18 protein-coding genes are annotated in these 17654 nt (G+C 69.5%); 13 read left to right on the top strand and 5 right to left on the bottom strand.

All coding sequences use genetic code 11. From position 1 onward, the window contains the following. The first annotated feature begins 114 nt into the window (after nt 1-114). The 3 genes from H0B56_RS10360 (at nt 115) to H0B56_RS10350 (ending at nt 4304) form a co-directional block, all read left to right on the top strand. Nucleotides 115-1122, top strand: coding sequence for a heme o synthase (locus tag H0B56_RS10360; protein ID WP_180892759.1), 1008 nt, complete (start codon nt 115-117; stop codon nt 1120-1122). A gap of 261 nt (nt 1123-1383) precedes the next feature. After that, nucleotides 1384-3654: a UvrD-helicase domain-containing protein gene (locus H0B56_RS10355; protein WP_246361074.1), complete on the top strand. Its 2271-nt coding sequence runs from the start codon at nt 1384-1386 to the stop codon at nt 3652-3654. 65 nt (nt 3655-3719) lie between these two features. Further along, nucleotides 3720-4304, top strand: a complete 585-nt coding sequence (locus H0B56_RS10350; RefSeq protein ID WP_180892757.1) for an FKBP-type peptidyl-prolyl cis-trans isomerase — start codon at nt 3720-3722, stop codon at nt 4302-4304. A 96-nt stretch (nt 4305-4400) separates the two neighbouring features. On the opposite strand, the gene H0B56_RS10345 is transcribed toward H0B56_RS10350, so the two are convergent. Further along, nucleotides 4401-5366 (bottom strand): quinone oxidoreductase family protein, encoded by a 966-nt coding sequence (locus tag H0B56_RS10345; protein WP_180892756.1) that lies wholly within the window; start codon nt 5364-5366, stop codon nt 4401-4403. A 66-nt stretch (nt 5367-5432) separates the two neighbouring features. Between H0B56_RS10345 and H0B56_RS10340 the strand changes: the two genes are divergently transcribed. After that, nucleotides 5433-5759, top strand: a complete 327-nt coding sequence (locus tag H0B56_RS10340; protein WP_180892755.1) for a hypothetical protein — start codon at nt 5433-5435, stop codon at nt 5757-5759. Nucleotides 5760-5763: 4 nt separating this feature from the next. Then, nucleotides 5764-6639 (top strand): ATP-grasp domain-containing protein, encoded by an 876-nt coding sequence (locus tag H0B56_RS10335; protein WP_180892754.1) that lies wholly within the window; start codon nt 5764-5766, stop codon nt 6637-6639. 46 nt (nt 6640-6685) lie between these two features. Here the strand turns inward: H0B56_RS10335 and H0B56_RS10330 are convergent, their stop codons facing one another. The 3 genes from H0B56_RS10330 to H0B56_RS10320 all read right to left on the bottom strand — a co-directional run bounded on the left by H0B56_RS10330 (nt 6686) and on the right by H0B56_RS10320 (nt 9522). Further along, complete coding sequence (locus H0B56_RS10330; RefSeq protein WP_180892963.1) at nt 6686-7681, bottom strand: COX15/CtaA family protein; 996 nt, start codon at nt 7679-7681, stop codon at nt 6686-6688. A 102-nt stretch (nt 7682-7783) separates the two neighbouring features. Beyond that, the gene (locus H0B56_RS10325) at nt 7784-8527 is read right to left on the bottom strand and encodes an ABC transporter permease (protein WP_180892962.1); all 744 of its coding nucleotides are present in this window, start codon (nt 8525-8527) and stop codon (nt 7784-7786) included. Nucleotides 8528-8616: 89 nt separating this feature from the next. After that, on the bottom strand, nt 8617-9522 hold the full coding sequence (locus tag H0B56_RS10320) for an ABC transporter ATP-binding protein (RefSeq protein WP_343063855.1): 906 nt from the start codon (nt 9520-9522) through the stop codon (nt 8617-8619). A gap of 285 nt (nt 9523-9807) precedes the next feature. On the opposite strand from H0B56_RS10320, the gene H0B56_RS10315 reads away from it, so the two are divergent. The 7 genes from H0B56_RS10315 to H0B56_RS10285 all read left to right on the top strand — a co-directional run bounded on the left by H0B56_RS10315 (nt 9808) and on the right by H0B56_RS10285 (nt 16345). Beyond that, complete coding sequence (locus H0B56_RS10315; protein ID WP_180892752.1) at nt 9808-10575, top strand: winged helix-turn-helix transcriptional regulator; 768 nt, start codon at nt 9808-9810, stop codon at nt 10573-10575. Then, complete coding sequence (gene sufB, locus H0B56_RS10310) at nt 10572-12038, top strand: Fe-S cluster assembly protein SufB (RefSeq protein ID WP_180892751.1); 1467 nt, start codon at nt 10572-10574, stop codon at nt 12036-12038. Before H0B56_RS10315 ends, sufB begins: the two co-directional genes overlap by 4 nt. Further along, a complete protein-coding gene (gene sufD, locus H0B56_RS10305; protein ID WP_180892750.1) occupies nt 12038-13249 on the top strand; it encodes a Fe-S cluster assembly protein SufD in 1212 nt (403 codons plus the stop codon). The genes sufB and sufD overlap by 1 nt, the downstream gene beginning before the upstream one ends. A gap of 65 nt (nt 13250-13314) precedes the next feature. Beyond that, entirely contained in the window at nt 13315-14085 is a 771-nt protein-coding gene (gene sufC, locus H0B56_RS10300; RefSeq protein WP_180892749.1) for a Fe-S cluster assembly ATPase SufC, read from the top strand. Between the two features lie 55 nt (nt 14086-14140). Continuing rightward, the gene (locus H0B56_RS10295) at nt 14141-15445 is read left to right on the top strand and encodes a cysteine desulfurase (RefSeq protein WP_180892748.1); all 1305 of its coding nucleotides are present in this window, start codon (nt 14141-14143) and stop codon (nt 15443-15445) included. 4 nt (nt 15446-15449) lie between these two features. Then, entirely contained in the window at nt 15450-15926 is a 477-nt protein-coding gene (gene sufU, locus H0B56_RS10290; RefSeq protein ID WP_089301079.1) for a Fe-S cluster assembly sulfur transfer protein SufU, read from the top strand. Further along, nucleotides 15923-16345, top strand: a complete 423-nt coding sequence (locus H0B56_RS10285; protein WP_180892747.1) for an iron-sulfur cluster assembly protein — start codon at nt 15923-15925, stop codon at nt 16343-16345. The genes sufU and H0B56_RS10285 overlap by 4 nt, the downstream gene beginning before the upstream one ends. Before the next feature lie 60 nt (nt 16346-16405). Here H0B56_RS10285 and H0B56_RS10280 read toward each other — a convergent pair whose 3' ends face one another. After that, entirely contained in the window at nt 16406-16699 is a 294-nt protein-coding gene (locus H0B56_RS10280; RefSeq protein ID WP_180892746.1) for a sigma-70 family RNA polymerase sigma factor family protein, read from the bottom strand. 328 nt (nt 16700-17027) lie between these two features. Between H0B56_RS10280 and H0B56_RS10275 the strand changes: the two genes are divergently transcribed. Next, nucleotides 17028-17630, top strand: a complete 603-nt coding sequence (locus H0B56_RS10275; RefSeq protein WP_180892745.1) for a LemA family protein — start codon at nt 17028-17030, stop codon at nt 17628-17630. Nucleotides 17631-17654: the final 24 nt, after the last annotated feature.

The following is a 17654-nucleotide window of genomic DNA, read 5'->3' as shown; positions in this document are numbered from 1 at the left end:
GCGGGGCGACGTGGTCGCGGTGATCTGCCCGTTTCGTGGACAAGGTGGCGGGCGAGGTTCCTCGTGTGCCGAGGGAGGCCGGCACACTATGGCGCGGGGCCCGAAGGGAGCGACATGACGTTGGTCAACGCTGGTGAATCCAGCGAGGCGGACGCCAACGTTTCCGGGGCGTGTGCCGGCGGGCCGGGCAGCACCGGGCGTGTCGGCCCGGTGACCGGGGCCTTGCGCGCCGCGTCGCGCCGCGCGGGTGCCTACGCCGCGCTGGCCAAGCCGCGAGTGATCGAGCTGCTGCTGGTTACCACGATCCCGGCCATGTTCCTCGCGGGCCGCGATATTCCCTCGCCCGTGCTCGTGCTGGCCACGTTGCTGGGCGGCACGATGGCCGCCGGCAGCGCGAACGCGTTGAACTGCGTGCTCGACGCGGACATCGACCGCGTGATGAACCGGACCAAGAAGCGTCCTCTCGTGCGCGACTCCGTTCCCCGTGGCCGCGCGCTGATCTTCGGGCTGGCACTGGGCGTCGCGTCGTTCACGGTGCTCTACGTCACCGTGAACCTGCTCGCCTCGATCCTGGCCGTGGCGACGATCGCGTTCTACATCCTGGTGTACACGCTGGTCCTCAAGCGGCGTACCGCGCAGAACGTCGTCTGGGGCGGGGCGGCCGGATGCATGCCCGTGGTCATCGGCTGGGCGGCGGTGACAGGCACGGTGGAATGGCCCGCCTTCGTGATGTTCGGGGTGATCTTCTTCTGGACACCGCCGCACACCTGGGCGCTGGCGATGCGCTACCGGGAGGACTACGAGCGCGCCGGGGTACCGATGCTGCCGGTGGTAGCCACGCCGCAACACGTTGCCCGGCAGATCGTCATCTACTCGTGGGTCATGGTGGCCTGGACCCTCCTGCTGGTGCCCGCCACGAGCTGGATCTACACGCTGTTCGCCATGCTGGCAGGCGCGTGGTTCCTGTTCTACGCGCACAGGCTGTACGCCTCGGTACGGGACGGGGAGAAGACCAAACCGATGGCGCTGTTCCACCGGTCCAACACCTACCTGATGATCGTGTTCTGCGCTCTGGCCGTGGACTCGGCGATCGGGCTACCGGTCCTCGGGCTGCCGCTGTAGCGCACGCTTGCCGGGTGGGGCATCCGGCCGCGGCGCGGGGCTAGCGCGGCCGTCGCCGTTTCCTGGCACCGCTTCGTCGAGTTCTGTACGTTGGATGGTCGGCCTCGTCCCCTCAGGGACCGCACGAGCAGGAGTGGGGGTTCATCGCCGATGACGCGGGAGCGCGCGGGCAACTCGACGTCCTCGCCCGACGGGCACGCCACAGCGGGACGGCACACCGGCGACGAGAGCGCGCTGGAGTACGAGCAGCGGTACGTGACCATGCTCTACGGCAAGCTCGACCGGGAGCGCGCCGCCACGTCGGCGGAGCTGTCCAGGACGCTCGGCAATACGGGCGGGACCCCGCAGGAGCGCACCGAGCGGGACGTCGCGGCGACGATGCTGCGCGAGCGGCACGCACAGCTGGAAGGGGTCGAGGCCGGCCTGTGCTTCGGCAGGCTCGACAGCACCGACGGAACCAGCATGCACATCGGGCGTATCGGGCTGTTCGATGAGGACGACGACTACGAGCCGTTGCTGATCGACTGGCGGGCCCCGGTCGCCCGGCCGTTCTACCTGGCTACCGCGGCCTCGCCGCAGGGCGTCCGGTTACGGAGGCACCTGCGGCTGCGGCTGCGCGCCGTGACGGAGATCGACGACGAGGTCCTCGACCTCGACGCCGAGGACACCGGGCACGATCTCGGCCTCGCGGGGGAGGCCGCGCTGCTCGCGGCGCTGAACAAGCAGCGCGGCGAGCACATGCAGGACATCGTGGCGACGATCCAGGCCGAGCAGGACCGGATCATCCGGGCGGAGGCGACCGGAACGCTGGTCGTGCAGGGCGGTCCGGGGACCGGGAAGACGGCGGTGGCGCTGCACCGTGCGGCGTACCTGCTCTACGAGCACCGCTCCGCGCTGTCCAGCAGGGGTATCCTCGTGCTGGGTCCGAACTCGACGTTCTTGCACTACATCGGCCAGGTACTGCCCTCGCTCGGGGAGACGGGCGTGTTGCTGGCCACCATGGGTGAGTTGTTTCCCGGCATCAGGGTCCGGGGGGTCGACAGCCGTGCCGCCAGTGCGGTCAAGGGCCGGGAGTCCATGGTGGACGTATTGCGCGCGGCGGTGGCCAACCGGCAGCTGGTGCCGGACGAGCCCGTCACGGTGCGGGCCGAGCGGGACACCCTCGTGCTCGATCCCGACACGTGCGGCAAGGCCAGGCAGCAGGCACGCGACAGCGGCAAGCCGCACAACCTCGCCCGCAGGGTGTTCCACGGCGTCATGCTCGACGCGCTCGCGAGACAGGCAGCGGAGCGCCTGACCAGCGAGGTCCTGGACGACGTTCCGGAGGCCGGATACACGGAGGACGAGGACCCCACCGCGCAGCTGCTGGACAGTACCGACGTCGCCGAGATCGAGGCGGAGCTGGCCCAGGACGGCGCGGTGCGTGCCGCGCTGGATGAGCTGTGGCCGGAGTACACCCCGCAACGGCTGCTCGGTGAGCTGCTCACCGACCGGCGGGATCTCGCGGCCGCCGCCGCGGGCCATCTCGACGACACCGAGATCGACGCCGTGCTGCGCACCAAGTCCATCGCGTGGACTGCCTGCGACGTACCGCTGCTCGACGAGCTCGCCGAGCTGCTCGGTGTGGACGACACCGAGTCACGTGAGCGGCGCGCGCAGGCCGAGCGCGAGGAACTCGCCTATGCCCAGGGCGTGTTGCACGTCATGGAGCAGGACGACGAGCTCGCCGACGAGGAGCGCTTGCAGGTCGGGGACATTCTCGACGCCGAGCTCCTCGCGGAACGGGAACGCCAGCGCAGCGAGATGACGGCCGCCCAGCGTGCCGCGGCGGATCGCACGTGGACGTTCGGGCACGTCATCGTGGACGAGGCGCAGGAGCTCACCGCGATGGACTGGCGGTTGATCATGCGCAGGTGCCCCAACCGATCCATGACCGTGGTGGGCGATGTGGCCCAGACCAGCGCGCCCGGTGGGGCCTCGTCGTGGGGCGAGATGCTGTCGCCCTACGTGGCGGACCGGTGGCGGCTCGCGGAGCTGACCGTCAACTACCGCACGCCCGCCGAGATCATGGATGTCGCCAGCACGGTGCTGGCCGAGTTCGCGCCGGAGGTGCGGCTGCCGGACGCCGTGCGCGAGACCGGGGTTGCCCCCTGGGAGATCGAGGTGGCAGGCGAGGACGTCGCGGGCGAGGTACATGATCTGGTCGTCACGGAGCGGCGGGAGGTGGGGGAGGGCACGCTTGCCGTGGTGTGCCCGCGACATCGCGAGGAGGATCTCGCCCGGTCGATCCAGTACGAGCGCGTGTCGGTGCTGCGGGTCGAGCAGGCCAAGGGGCTCGAGTTCGACGGTGTGATCGTCGTCGCGCCGGAGGAGATCATCCGGGAGTCCGCGCGCGGGCACAACGACCTGTTCGTCGCACTGACGCGATCGACCCAACGGCTCGGCATCGCGCATCCGGCCGGTGACCACACCACCGGTGCTGGGACGGGGCGTGCGTTGACCGGTGCGGTGCGCCGGAGATCACACGGCTGAGCAGGCTGGACGGGACGGCCCCGTCCGGCGCAGGGCGGAGCGGGTGAACCGATAAGCTTGCTGCCATGCGGAAACCAGGCAAGATCATGACCGCGGTCGCTGCCGCGCTTGTCATCGGGGCGTGCAACCCGCCCGGTGAACAGCCTTCCGAGGAGCCGACCGGTGCCGATATGACCCCGATCGAGGAAGCCGACGGCGGTGAGAACGCGGACGGCGGGCAGGAGTGCACGGCGGACGACTTCACCGTCGATGGCGAGCCCGGTGAACGGCCGGAGATCACAGCTCCTGACGAGTGCACACCGCCCGACGAGCTGCTGATGGAGGACCTCGAGGAGGGCTCGGGGGAGGAAGCCCGGGAAGGCAGCTCGGTCGAGGTGCACTACCACCTGGTTAGCTTCTCGGAGGGCGAGGTGATCGATACCTCGTGGGACCACGACAAGACGTTCACCGTCGACAATGTCGGGGCCTCCGAGGAGGTCATCGACGGGTGGAACGAGGGACTACTCGGAATCACCGAGGGCAGCCGGAGGCTGCTGGTCGTTCCGCCGGAGCTGGGCTACGGGGAGCAGGGCAGCCCGCCCGATATCGAACCAGGCGAGACGCTGGTTTTCGTCATCGATGCCATGTCGGTGAGCGGTCCGGCCGGGTAGCGTCTCCCGCGTACCGACGCACGACGTCCCGGGAGTCCCCGGCGGCGTCGTGCGTCAGGTGCTCGCACCTCACGCACACCGTCCCTGGCACTCCTTTCACGGGACGAGCAGGAGCTTCCCCGTGGTACGGCGGCCTTCCAGGTCCTCGTGCGCCCGAGCGGCGTCGGAGAGCGCGTATGTCCCTCCGATCCGGACGGTGACAGCGCCGCGGGCGACGGCATCGAAGAGCTCGCCTGCTCGCCACTCCAGCTCGTCCCGGGTGGCCAGGTAGTCCGCCAGCTTGGGGCGGGTGAGAAACACCGAGCCCGCGCTGTTCAGGCGCTGCGGGTCGACGGGCTCGACCGGCCCGCTCGCGGCGCCGAACAGCGCGACCGTGCCGCGCCTGCGCACCGCGGCGAGGCTGCCGTCGAACGTCGCGCGCCCGACGCCGTCATAGACGACATCGGCCCCTGCTCCGCCGGTAAGCGTGCGTACCCGGCTGCCGAAGTCCGGGTAGCCCACCACCAGGTCCGCGCCCGCCCGGGTCGCGAGCCGTTCCTTGTCCGGAGTGGATACCGTCGTGACGACGGTGGCCCCCCGGGCTTTCGCCAGCTGGATGAGCAGCAGACCCACCCCGCCCGCGCCGGCATGCACGAGTACGGTCTCGCCTGCCGACACCGGATGCACCGATGCCACGAGGTAGTGCGCGGTCATTCCCTGCAACATCAGTGCCGCCGCCGTGCGGCTGTCGACCGCGTCCGGGATCGGCACCGCCTCGGCGGCCGGGACCCGCACCCGCTCGGCGTAACTGCCCTGGACACCCGCCCACGCGACCCGGTCGCCGGGTGCGAACGCGGACACCTCGCCGCCGACGGCGCGGACCGTGCCCGCCCCTTCCATACCGGCCACGAACGGCAGGTCGAGCGGGTAGGCGCCGCTGCGGTGGTAGGTGTCGATGAAGTTCACACCCGCGGCATCGGTATCCACGAGTAGCTCCGCGTCGCCGGGACCGCCTGCGGGCTCCTCGGCGAGCTCCAGGACCTCCGGTCCACCGGTACGCGTGACCCTGACCACTCTCGGCATGTGTACTCCTTTCCGCCGCGGAGCCTGTGGCGCGGTACGCCTGCGCTGCCCCTACACTAGGGTGCCGTGGCTGACACGACTGAGCAGAGTAGCGAGGCCGAGCAGGCCCCGAGGAAGAGGGACATCGCCGTGGCGCGGCAGTTCGTCGAGGAGCACGGCAGCCCTGCGCGTGCGGTGGTGCAGGCCATCGGCCGCAGCGGCGCACGGGTCGTCCTCGTCGGCGGGGACGGTGCGATGGGCGATGTCTTCGTGCCGTCGACAGCGGCAGGCAACGCGCTGGTCGGCGCGGTAGCCGACCTGGACGAGTCGAGCTGGGACGCCGAGACGGTGAACGCCACCGAGATCGGGGCGGAGCATCGCCGCAAGATGGGCCGTTCGTTGACCCGGCGCTGATCCGATGCCCGCGCTCGTGTACCTGGCAGGGTGTTCCGCCCTGCCGCACGGGGACGGTGACGAGGCCGACCTGCTGGTCGCACTGTCCGAGCTGGACTGCGAGGCCCGGTGGATCGTCTGGGACGACCCGGACAACCGCGCGCATGAGGCCGACCTGGTGGTGTTGCGCGCCACCTGGGACTACGCCGAGCGGCGTGCCGAGTTCCTCGACTGGTGCGCCTCGGTGCCGAACCTGCTCAACCCGGCAGGTGTCGTGCGGTGGAACCTGGACAAGTCCTACCTCCTCGACCTGGCTGGCACGGGCCTGCCGATCGTTCCGACCGAGGTGATCCATCCCGGCGAACGCCCCCGCTGGCCGGAGACCGAGTTCGTGGTCAAGCCGGTCGTCGGAGCGGGCTCGCGGGGAGCGCGACGGTTCGCGGCAGGGTCGTGGGACGGGGCGGAGAAGCACCTGGCGAGCGTGCACGGCGGCGGGGTAGCCGCCCTCGTGCAGCCGTACCAGCCGCGCGTCGACAGCGAGGGCGAGACGGCGATGGTCTACGTCTCCGGCGCGTACTCGCACGCGTTCCGTAAGGGGCCGATGCTGGCAGGCGGGGACTGGGACGGTTCGGGGCTGTTCGCCAGCGAGAAGCTCGCGGTGGCCGAGCCCGGCCCGGCTACGCGGCGGCTGGCCGAGGACACGCTCGACGCGGCGAGTGGCGTTCTCGGCATCCCGCGCCGGGATCTGCTGTACGCGCGCGTCGACGTGGTCTCCTCGGCGGACGGGCGGCCGTTGCTTCTGGAGCTGGAGCTGAGCGAGCCGTCCCTGGGGCTGACCCACGCGGGCGGGGATGCCTCGGCGCGGTTCGCCTCCGCCATCAGGTCACGCTTGCGGTCCTGAGCCCGCCCGCCACCGGGCAGGCTCGCAGGGGGTTTACCGGGGTTGCTCAGCGGGCCCGATCGGCGAGACCGGGCACGGCAGCGGGTCCGGAGACCTCCCGTGGCGCCGGACCGCGGTCCCGGCCCGCGCACCAGAGCGTGGCCGTTGTGATCAGCACGGCGAACGAGCCGAGCACGTGCAGCGAGACCAGGGGGTCCGGCACGCCCAGCCGGTACTGCACCACCCCGAGCGAGCCCTGCGCGAGCACCACGCCGCACAGCAGGGCGTATCGCCGGGTGAACCGGGTCGGTGCGCCGCGCGCGACGAGCAGGCCGAGGGCCGCCAGGACCAGCAGGAACACCGCGACGGCTGCGGCGTGCACCGTGGTCACCACGTCCAGCGGTACGTCCAGCCGCTCGGTGTCGGGATCGCCAGCGTGCGGGCCCGCGCCGGTGACCACCGCACCGGACACCACGATGGCACCGATCACCACCCCGAGCGCGACCAGCAGCGCGCGCCCCCGCTCGCCGAGATGGAACCGGCCGGGCCGGTCTCCCTCGTTGAACGCGTGAGCCAGCAGCACGGCGAGCCACACCAGGATCGTGGAGGCAAGGAAGTGGGTCGCGACCATCCACCAGACGAGGTCGGCCTGCACGGTCAGCGCCCCGATACCACCCTGGAGGGCGACACCGCCGAGGATGACCCACGCCAGCCGCACGGGCCGGTCGCGTCCCGGATGTGCGCGGCGGATGCGCAGTGCCGTGATGAGCGCGGCGACGGCGACGAGTACCACGACCACGGTCAGCAACCGGTTACCGAACTCGATCCACTGGTTGAGCATCGGGTAGTCGGGATGCGGTCGCGGGGTCATCGCCCCCGTGTGGCACTGCGGCCAGGTGGGGCAGGCGAGACCGGAGTCGGTGACCCGTACCACGGACCCGGTGACACCGATACCCGCCTGCGTCGCGACGGTGGCCGCACCGACGACGGCGAGAACCCTCGCGGAGGGATGGGGGAGCCGGTCGAGCAGCGACCGGGCGACGGTGGATACGGCGAGAAGCACGCGGGCAGGCACGGAGCCGGCAGGCAGCCGATCGAGCCGGGATTTCGCGGACACGGTTCGATGGTATGGCGCACCGTGGCCGGTCCCCGCCGCGGGTGGGTATCAGGTCAGCCGCGTGGTGCGGGTCGCAACGGCCGCCGCGGCCGCGGCCCAGACCATGAGGACTGCCAGCGAGGTCCACGCCGTGGCGCCGTCGATCAGCGCGGCACGGAGCCCGTCGGCCAGCGCGCCGGACGGCACCAGCGTGACGACGTGGGCGATGCCTTGCGGGAACGCGGACGGGGCGAGCAGGATGCCGCCTGCCAGCAGCAGCACGAACCACACGACGTTGGCGAGCGCCAGCACGATGTCGGCCCGCAGCGCGCCGCCGAGCAGTACGCCGAGCGCGCCGAAGGCGGCGGTTCCCGCCACGAGCAGGACCGTGGCCGGCAGCACACCGGAGAGCTCGGGTCGCCAGCCGAGAGCCAGCGCGACGAGGGTGACCAGGCACACCTGAATGAGCACCACCACCAGCGCCGCCACCATGCGCCCGCAGACGAGCAGCCAGCGCGGCAACGCGGTCGCCGCGAGCCGCTTGAGCACCCCGTACTTGCGGTCGAAGCCCAGTGCGATGGCCTGCCCTGTGAACGCCGAGGACAGCACGGCCAGCGCGAGTATGCCGGGGGCGACCTCGTGCACGCGAGCGCCCGTGCCGCCGGAGCCTGTGACCGCGCCGTCCACGCCGGGCAGCACGTCCAGCAGGCTGAGCGCTACCAGCAGCGCGATCGGGATCAGCACCGTCAGCAGCAGCTGCTCACCGTGCCGCAGCGTCAGCAGTGTCTCCACGCGCGCGTGCTCGAGCAGCATCCTGATCCGGCTGCCCGCGCCGGGCGCGGGCGCGAACGTTCCCGGTGCGAACCGGCTCGGGGGGTTGCCTGCGGAAGGCCCTGCGGTACTCACGAGCGCAACTCCCGTCCGGTCAGCTCGAGGAAGACCTCTTCGAGGTCGCGCCCCCCGACGTGCAGGTGCTCGGCGAGCACGCCCTGTTGGGCACACCACGCCGTGACGGTGGACACGACCTGCGGGTCCACATGGCCGTCCACCCGGTAGGTACCGGGCGTGAGCTCGCGCACCAGGTAGTCCTCCGGGAGGGCGGCGGCGAGCAACCCGGTATCGAGGCCGGCCTTCGCGCGGAACCGGATGTGCCCGACGGCCGGATCGCTCGCGGTGAGCGTCCGCGGCGAGCCGTCCGCGATGACCCGGCCCCCGTCGACGATCACGATGTGGTCGGCCAGCGTCTCGGCTTCCTCCATCATGTGTGTGGTGAGCAGGATGCTCACGCCGTCCGCACGGAGAGCGGCAAGCAGGTCCCACACCAGGAGGCGGGCCTGCGGATCCATACCGGCGGTCGGCTCGTCCAGGAAGACGAGCTCCGGCCTGCCGACGATGGCGCAGGCCAGTGACAGTCGCTGTTGCTGGCCACCGGACAGGCGCTTGAACGGGGTGCGCCTGCACTCCCGCAGGCCGAGGGTGTCCAGCAGCCACCCGACGTCGAGCGGGTGACGCGCGCAGCTGGCCACGAGCCGGAGCATCTCCTCGGCCCGCACCCCGGGGAACGCGCCGCCGCCTTGCGGCATCGCACCGATCCTGCTGCGCAGCGCGGCACGCTCGGCAAGCGGATCCCGGCCGAGTACCCGGACCGTTCCCGTGTCCGGCCGGATATGGCCCTCGCACACCTCGACGGTGGTGGTCTTACCGGCCCCGTTCGGGCCGAGCAACGCCAGCAGGTGCCCCCTGCGCATGGTGAGCCCGATGCCGTTCACGGCGGTGACGGTGCCGAACCGCTTGACCACTCCGGTGATCTCGAGTGCCGGCGTCGCGGCGTCCGCCCGGTCACCGGTACTGTCCCGCGCCGATTCCGCGGGTAGATCCCCGTCGGCGAGGCGTACGGATGGTGTCGCGGGCTCGTTCACAACTACCAAGGGTAAAACGTGGCCGTCGTCCGCCGCTGGTCGGCGGTACCTTACCGGCGTTACCGCGCCCGGTGGCCGGTCCGGGGCGCGTCCACCCGGACCCGGATGGTGATGTGCCTCACCTGACGCAGGCCCGGCTTTGCCGTTGGGACAGAAATACGACACACTTGTGTTGTGAAATTACGCGAAGCCGTCAGCGAGTCGACCGAGCATGGCCGTGGCCCACGTGACCATGCAGGTGCTGGCGCGCCCGCGCAGTTCACCCATGACGGCCGTACTCGCGACGAGGTGGCTCGGTTGCTGCTGGAGCAGGGCCCGATCTCCGCGGGAGCGGTGGCTCACACGCTCGGCATCAGCCCCACCGCGGTGCGCCGTCATCTCGACGCCCTGCTCGCAGACGGGGAGGCCGACACCCGGGACGCTCCGGCGCGAGCACGCCGAGGCCGGGGGCGCCCGGCGAAGCTGTTCCTGCTGACCGACGCCGGCAGGGCCAGGTTCGGGCACGCGTACGATGATCTCGCCGTGTCGGCGATCCGGTTCCTCGCCGAGCACGGTGGCGAGGAGGCCGTGCGACGGTTCGCCGAACACCGCGTCGCCAAACTCGTCGGCCCGTACCGCGACACGGTCGCCGGCCAGCCCGATCTCGAGAGACGGGCGGAGGCGCTGGCGGGAGCGTTGTCCCGGGAGGGTTACGCTGCATCGACAGCCGAAGTGGGTGTCGGGGAACAGCTGTGCCAGCACCACTGTCCCGTCGCTCATGTGGCCGCGGAGTTTCCACAGCTGTGCGAAGCGGAAACCGAGGCGTTCGCCGAGCTACTCGGAACGCATGTGCAGCGCCTGGCAACCATTGCGCGCGGGGACGCCGCGTGCACCACGCACGTACCCGCGGAGGACCCGCAGGGTAGACAAGCACCAACTCCGAACGGAGGGGAGCCCGCATGACTGCCGCTCCAGAGCAGCCCACCACAGCGGCGCCCGCGACCGCGGGGCAGGACCAGCTGTCCCAAGAGGAAACGATCGCGGCGCTGGGTAAGTACGAGTACGGCTGGGCCGACTCCGACGACGCGGGCGCCAAGGCGCGCCGCGGCGTGGACGAGGATGTCGTCCGGGAGATCTCGCAGAAGAAGGACGAGCCCGAGTGGATGCTGGAACGGCGTCTGAAGGCCCTGAAACTCTTCGATCGTAAGCCGATGCCGACCTGGGGCGCCGACCTCTCGGAGATCGACTTCGACTCGATCAAGTACTTCGTGCGTTCCACCGAGAAGCAGGCGCAGAGCTGGGACGACCTGCCGGAAGACATCAGGAACACCTACGACCGGCTCGGCATCCCCGAAGCGGAGAAGCAGAGCCTGGTCGCCGGTGTGGCAGCCCAGTACGAGTCCGAGGTCGTCTATCACCAGATCCGCGAGGACCTGGAGAAGCAGGGCGTGCTGTTCCTGGACACCGACACCGGCCTGCGGGACTACCCGGAGCTGTTCGAGGAGTACTTCGGCTCGGTGATCCCCGCCGGGGACAACAAGTTCTCGGCGCTGAACACGGCCGTGTGGTCCGGCGGCTCGTTCATCTACGTGCCGAAGGGCGTGCACGTGGACATCCCGCTGCAGGCCTACTTCCGGATCAACACCGAGAACATGGGCCAGTTCGAGCGCACGTTGATCATCGTCGACGAGGACGCCTACGTGCACTACGTGGAGGGCTGCACCGCGCCGATCTACGACTCGGACTCGCTGCACTCCGCCGTGGTCGAGATCGTGGTCAAGAAGGGCGCACGGTGCCGGTACACCACGATCCAGAACTGGTCGGGCAACGTGTACAACCTGGTCACCAAGCGTGCCAAGGCCGAAGAGGGCGCCACCATGGAGTGGGTCGACGGCAACATCGGCTCGAAGGTGACCATGAAGTACCCCTCGGTCTTCCTCACCGGCGAGCACGCCAAGGGTGAGGTGCTGTCGGTGGCGTTCGCTGGCGAGAACCAGCACCAGGACGCCGGGGCCAAGATGGAGCACCTCGCCCCGCACACCTCCTCGTCCATCGTGTCCAAGTCGGTCGCGCGCAACGGGGGGCGGACCTCCTACCGTGGCCTGGTCAAGGTCGCCAAGCGCGCCCACCACGCGAGCTCCACGGTCAAGTGCGATGCCCTTCTCGTGGACACGGTCTCGCGTTCGGACACCTACCCCTACGTCGACATCCGCAACGACGACGTCTCGATGGGGCACGAGGCGACGGTGTCCAAGGTCAGCGATGACCAGCTGTTCTACCTGATGCAGCGGGGCCTGACCGAGGACGAGGCGATGGCGATGATCGTGCGTGGCTTCGTGGAGCCCATCGCACGGGAGCTGCCCATGGAGTACGCGCTCGAGCTCAACCGCTTGATCGAACTGCAAATGGAAGGAGCCGTCGGCTGATGACAGCCACGGGTGTGGAAGAAGACCACTCGGGTGCCGGTTCCGCGGCCGGCACCGACAACAACGTCGCCACCGCCGTGGAGGCGGCCGTTCCGGCCGCCTCCCGGGGGGAGCGTTTCACCGGGTTCGACGTCGAGGCCTTCGAGGTGCCCGGCGGACGGGAGGAGAACTGGCGCTTCACCCCGATGAAGCGCCTGCGCGGGTTGCACGACGGCAGCGCGGTCGCCGACGGCAAGGCTGTCGTGGACGTGGAAGGTCCCGAGGAGATCACCGTCGAGACGGTGGATCGCGCCGACGGGCGGCTCGGTCAGGCCGGCGCGCCGAGCGACAGGGTGGCCGCGCAGGCCTTCAGCGCGTTCACCCACGCGACGGTCGTGACGGCTCCGGGCGACACGAAGCTGAGCAAGCCCGCGACGGTCCGGGTCACCGGCCCCGGCGAGGGCAGGACGGCTTACGGTCACGTGCAGATCCGGGTGGAGCCGTTCGGCGAGGCGGCCGTGGTGCTGGACCATGTGGGATCCGGGACCTACGCCGACAACGTGGAGTTCGTGGTCGGCGACGGTGCGAAGCTGACCGTGGTGTCGGTCCAGGACTGGGCCGACGACGCCGTGCATGTCTCCGAGCAGCATCTCCGGCTGGGACGGGACGCCACACTCAAGCACACCGTCGTCACGCTCGGCGGCGACCTCGTGCGGGTGTCGCCGACGGCCCGGTTCGGCGACTCCGGTGGCGACGTCGAGATGCTCGGCCTGTACTTCGCCGACGCGGGGCAGCACCAGGAGCATCGCCTGTTCGTCGACCATGCGCAGCCGCACTGCAAGTCCAACGTGCTCTACAAGGGAGCCCTGCAGGGTGACGGTGCGCACTCGGTGTGGATCGGGGATGTGCTCATCCGCGCCGCGGCGGAGGCGACGGACACCTTCGAGCTCAACCGGAACCTGGTGCTGACCGAAGGTGGGCGTGCCGACTCGGTGCCCAACCTGGAGATCGAGACCGGCGAGATCGAGGGCGCGGGGCACGCGAGCGCGACCGGCAGGTTCGACGACGAGCAGCTGTTCTACCTGCAGTCCCGCGGGATCGCCGAGGACCAGGCTCGCAGGCTCGTCGTCCGCGCCTTCTTCCACGAGATCCTGATGAAGATCGATGTCCCCGAGGTGCGGGAACGGCTGGAGGCCTCCATCGAGGCCGAGCTCGAAGCGGTCAACGCGTAGTACCGAGCACGTCCCCACATACCCATCACGTTCCGGCAAGCGGTGAGAGTAGGAAACGAACACACATGGCCACACTGGAAATCAAGGACCTGCACGCCAGCGTCGTGACCGACGAGGGCGCCAAGGAGATCCTCGCGGGCGTCAACCTGACCATCCGGTCCGGTGAGACGCACGCGATCATGGGGCCGAACGGCTCCGGCAAGTCGACGCTGTCGTACGCCATCGCCGGTCACCCGCGCTACAAGGTCACCTCCGGCGAGGTACTGCTCGACGGGGAGAACGTGCTCGAGATGGGCGTCGACGAGCGGGCTCGCGCCGGGCTGTTCCTCGCGATGCAGTACCCGGTCGAGGTGCCCGGCGTCTCGATGTCCAACTTCCTGCGCAGCGCGGCGACGGCGGTGCGGGGAGAGGCACCGAAGCTGCGCCACTGGGTCAAGGAAGTCAAGGACGAGATGGGCAAGCTCGACATCGCGGGCGAGTTCGCCGACCGCAGCGTCAACGAGGGATTCTCCGGTGGTGAGAAGAAGCGGCACGAGATCCTGCAGCTGAGCCTGCTCAAGCCGAAGTTCGCGATCCTGGACGAGACCGATTCGGGCCTGGACGTGGATGCGCTGCACGTGGTCTCGAAGGGCGTCAACGAGTTCCGGGAGAACAACGACGCCGGGATCATGCTGATCACCCACTACAGCAGGATCCTCAAGCACGTCGAGCCGGACTACGTGCACGTCTTCGCCGAGGGCAGGATCGTCGAGTCCGGCGGCAAGGAGCTTGCCGACGACCTGGAGGCGAACGGCTACATGAAGTTCACCGGGCAGGCGGAGCCGGCGAAGGCGTGAGCCACGTCCTGATACGAACCCGGGACGACGAGCACGGACGAGAGGAGGCGGCACGATGACAACCAGCACGGTTGATCACGAGCAGCGCCACGTTCCGGAGCCGCTGGACGTCGCCGCCCTCCGCGCCGACTTCCCGATCCTGGCGCGCACCGTGCGAGACGGGAGTCCGCTGGCGTACCTGGACTCCGGTGCGACGTCGCAACGCCCGAACCAGGTGCTCGACGCGGAGCGGTCCTTCCTGACGACCTGCAACGCCGCGGTGCACCGGGGGGCTCACCAGCTGGCCGAGGAAGCCACCGACGCCTACGAGCACGCACGTGCGACGATCGCCGCGTTCATCGGTGCGGATGTCGGTGAGCTGGTGTTCGTCAAGAACGCCACCGAAGGCATCAACCTGGTGACCTATGCGATGGGCAACGCGGCGACCGCCGGGGACGAGGCGGCCCGGTTCCGGCTCGGACCCGGCGACGAGGTCGTGGTCACCGAGATGGAACACCACGCGAACCTCGTTCCGTGGCAACAGGTGTGCCGGCGTACGGGTGCGACCCTGCGGTGGCTCGGCGTCACCGATGACGGGCGTCTCGACCTCGACGACGTGCCCGAGGTGATCACCGACCGCACGAAGGTGGTCGCGCTGACCCACCAGTCCAACGTGCTCGGCACGATCAACCCGCTCGCGCCCGTCGTGCGTCGCGCCAACGAGGTCGGCGCGCTGACCGTGCTCGACGCGTGCCAGTCGGTGCCGCACGGCGCGGTGAACGTGGCGGAGCTGGGTGTGGACTTCGCCGTGTTCTCCGGGCACAAGATGCTCGGCCCGTCGGGCATCGGCGTGCTCTACGGCCGCCGCGAGCTGCTCGAGGCGCTTCCGCCGTTCCTGACGGGTGGCTCGATGATCGAGCAGGTCTGGATGGAGACCTCGACGTTCGCGCCGCCACCACAGCGGTTCGAAGCCGGTGTCCCCATGACCTCTCAAGCGGTCGCTCTGGGTGCGGCCGTGGACTACCTCTCGGCGATCGGCATGGACCGTATCGCTGCGCACGAGCACGCACTGACCGAGGCCGCGGTCACCGAGCTCGACGCGATCGACGGCGTCCGCATCATCGGGCCCACGGAGGTCGTCGACCGCGGCGGGGCGGTGTCGTTCGTGGTCGACGGTGTGCATCCGCACGACGCCGGGCAGGTGCTCGACAGCCTGGGCCTTGCCGTACGCGTCGGCCATCACTGCGCGTGGCCGTTGCATCGCAGGATGGGCGTGCCCGCGACGGTGCGGGCGTCGTTCTACCTGTACAACGAGCACTCCGAGGTCGAAAGGCTCGCCCGGGGGGTGCGCGAGGCGCAACGATTCTTCGGGGTGGTGTGACGCCGTGCAGCTGGAGAGTATGTACCAGGAGATCATCCTGGACCACTACAAGAACCCGAACGCCAGGGGGTTGCGCGAGCCCTACGACGGCGAGTCGTTCCAGGTCAACCCCACGTGTGGTGACGAGGTCACGCTCCGTGTGAAGGTGGACGGTGACAACGGCGAGTCGCGCGTGACCGACGTGTCCTACGACGGCCAGGGATGCTCGATCAGCCAGGCCTCGGTCTCGGTGCTGACCGAGCTGGTCACCGGGCGTACCGTACGGGAAGCCTGTACCACCATGGAGGCGTTCGTCGAGCTCATGCAGGGACGAGGCCAGGTCGAGCCCGACGAGAACGTGCTCGCCGACGGCGTCGCCTTCGCCGGCGTCGCCAAGTACCCTGCGCGGGTGAAATGCGCCCTTCTCGGGTGGATGGCGTTCAAGTCCGCGCTCGTGGAGGCCGGGCAGAGTCCGGAAGCGAATGGAGTTGAAGTGACGTGACCCAGGACCAACAACAGGCGCCTGAAGCCGCAACCACCGATCCGCGCGCGGGGCGTACGGCTGCCGACCTGCCGGAGCCGGATGCGCCCGCGACGGGCGAGGTCGCCAAGATCGAGGACGTCGAGGAAGCGATGCGCGACGTCGTGGACCCGGAGCTCGGCATCAACGTCGTCGACCTCGGCCTCGTCTACGGCATCCGGGTCAGCGAGAGCAACGTCGCCACCATCGACATGACTCTCACGTCGGCGGCGTGCCCGCTGACCGACGTGATCGAGGACCAGACGTCCTCGGTGCTGGTGGGCAACGCCCCCGTCGTCTCCGACTACGAGATCAACTGGGTGTGGACGCCGCCGTGGGGTCCGGAGAAGATCACCGACGAAGGCCGCGAGCAGCTCAGGGCGCTCGGCTTCACGGTGTGACCCACCCCCTCTCGGTCGGGGCACCTCGGTGCGGTGCTGGATCGAGCACGACGCGGGGTGTCACGACCAGCTGTCGGTGAGGCGCTCGAACCGTGCTGGTGATTCCCGCAACCGCTGCGTGGCCCGAGCGTACGACTGGCGGGAGTTGGCCTGCGAGGATTCCGGCGTCTCGGCGATCGACCGGTGGTCATTGCCGAACACCGCGCGCAACACGAACACCGCCCGCTCGGCCGGTGCCAGCTGTTCGAACGATGCCAGTAGCGCCATCGACACCGATTCGCGCTGCGGTGCGAACTCCAGCGGGCCCAATGTCCCGTCCTCGGTACCCACCGGCTCCGGCAGCCATGGACCCACATACTGCTCGCGCCTGACGCGCGCCGAGTTCAGGTGATTCGGACACCGGTTGGTCACCGCTTTCGCCAGCCACGCTCCGGGTGATTCGATCACAATGGAACGCTGCCGAATACCTGTTCGGCAGCGTTCCGGCCGGACACCACGCCGTCCCGTCCGCTACGGTGCGATTTCGCATGTGCGACCACGCGCGGACGCCCGATGCTAGGCTCGGCGCAGCGCGCTGGCGCAGGTCGACACGCACGTCGGCTACCTGGGCGTATCGTGTGCCGCGTAGGCACGGTGACCGAATTGACGGGTACGTCGTAGACCCGCTTTGGAGGAGAGTTTCATGGGGATAGCTTTGATCCTGACGCTCGTCGGGGTGCTGCTTCTCGCTGCGATCATCGTCTTCGTGGTGATCTCGACGTACAACGGACTCGTCCGGCTCCGCAACGCGTACAAGAACGCGTTCGCGCAGATCGATGTGCAGCTGACGCGGCGTCACGACCTGATCCCGAACCTCGTCGAGACCGCCAAGGGGTACATGCAGCACGAGAGGGAGACGCTCGAAGGCGTGATCTCCGCCCGCTCGGGCGCGGTCGACGCGCAGGAGCAGGCACGCAACAACCCCGGTGACCCGAACGCCATGCAGGAGCTGTCCGGGGCGGAGAACATGCTGACCCAGTCGCTCGGCAAGCTGTTCGCGCTGTCCGAGTCGTACCCGGACCTCAAGGCGAACCAGAACATGATGCAGCTGTCCGAGGAGCTGACCTCGACCGAGAACCGCGTCGCGTTCGCCAGGCAGAGCTTCAACGACGCGGTGATGGCCTACAACAACAAGCGCGAGGCCTTTCCTGGGAGCCTCATCGCCGGGACGTTCGGCTTCGAGGCGGCCGCACTGCTCGAAGTGGATGATCCCGGGAAGCGCGAGGCGCCCGAGGTATCGTTCTGATCCTTCGAGTCGAGACGGGCTGTA

The organism is Haloechinothrix aidingensis (assembly GCF_013450155.1).
Lineage (GTDB): Bacteria > Actinomycetota > Actinomycetes > Mycobacteriales > Pseudonocardiaceae > Haloechinothrix > Haloechinothrix aidingensis.
Note: the sequence above shows the minus strand (reverse complement) of the source record. Positions and strands in the feature narration are given on the sequence as shown.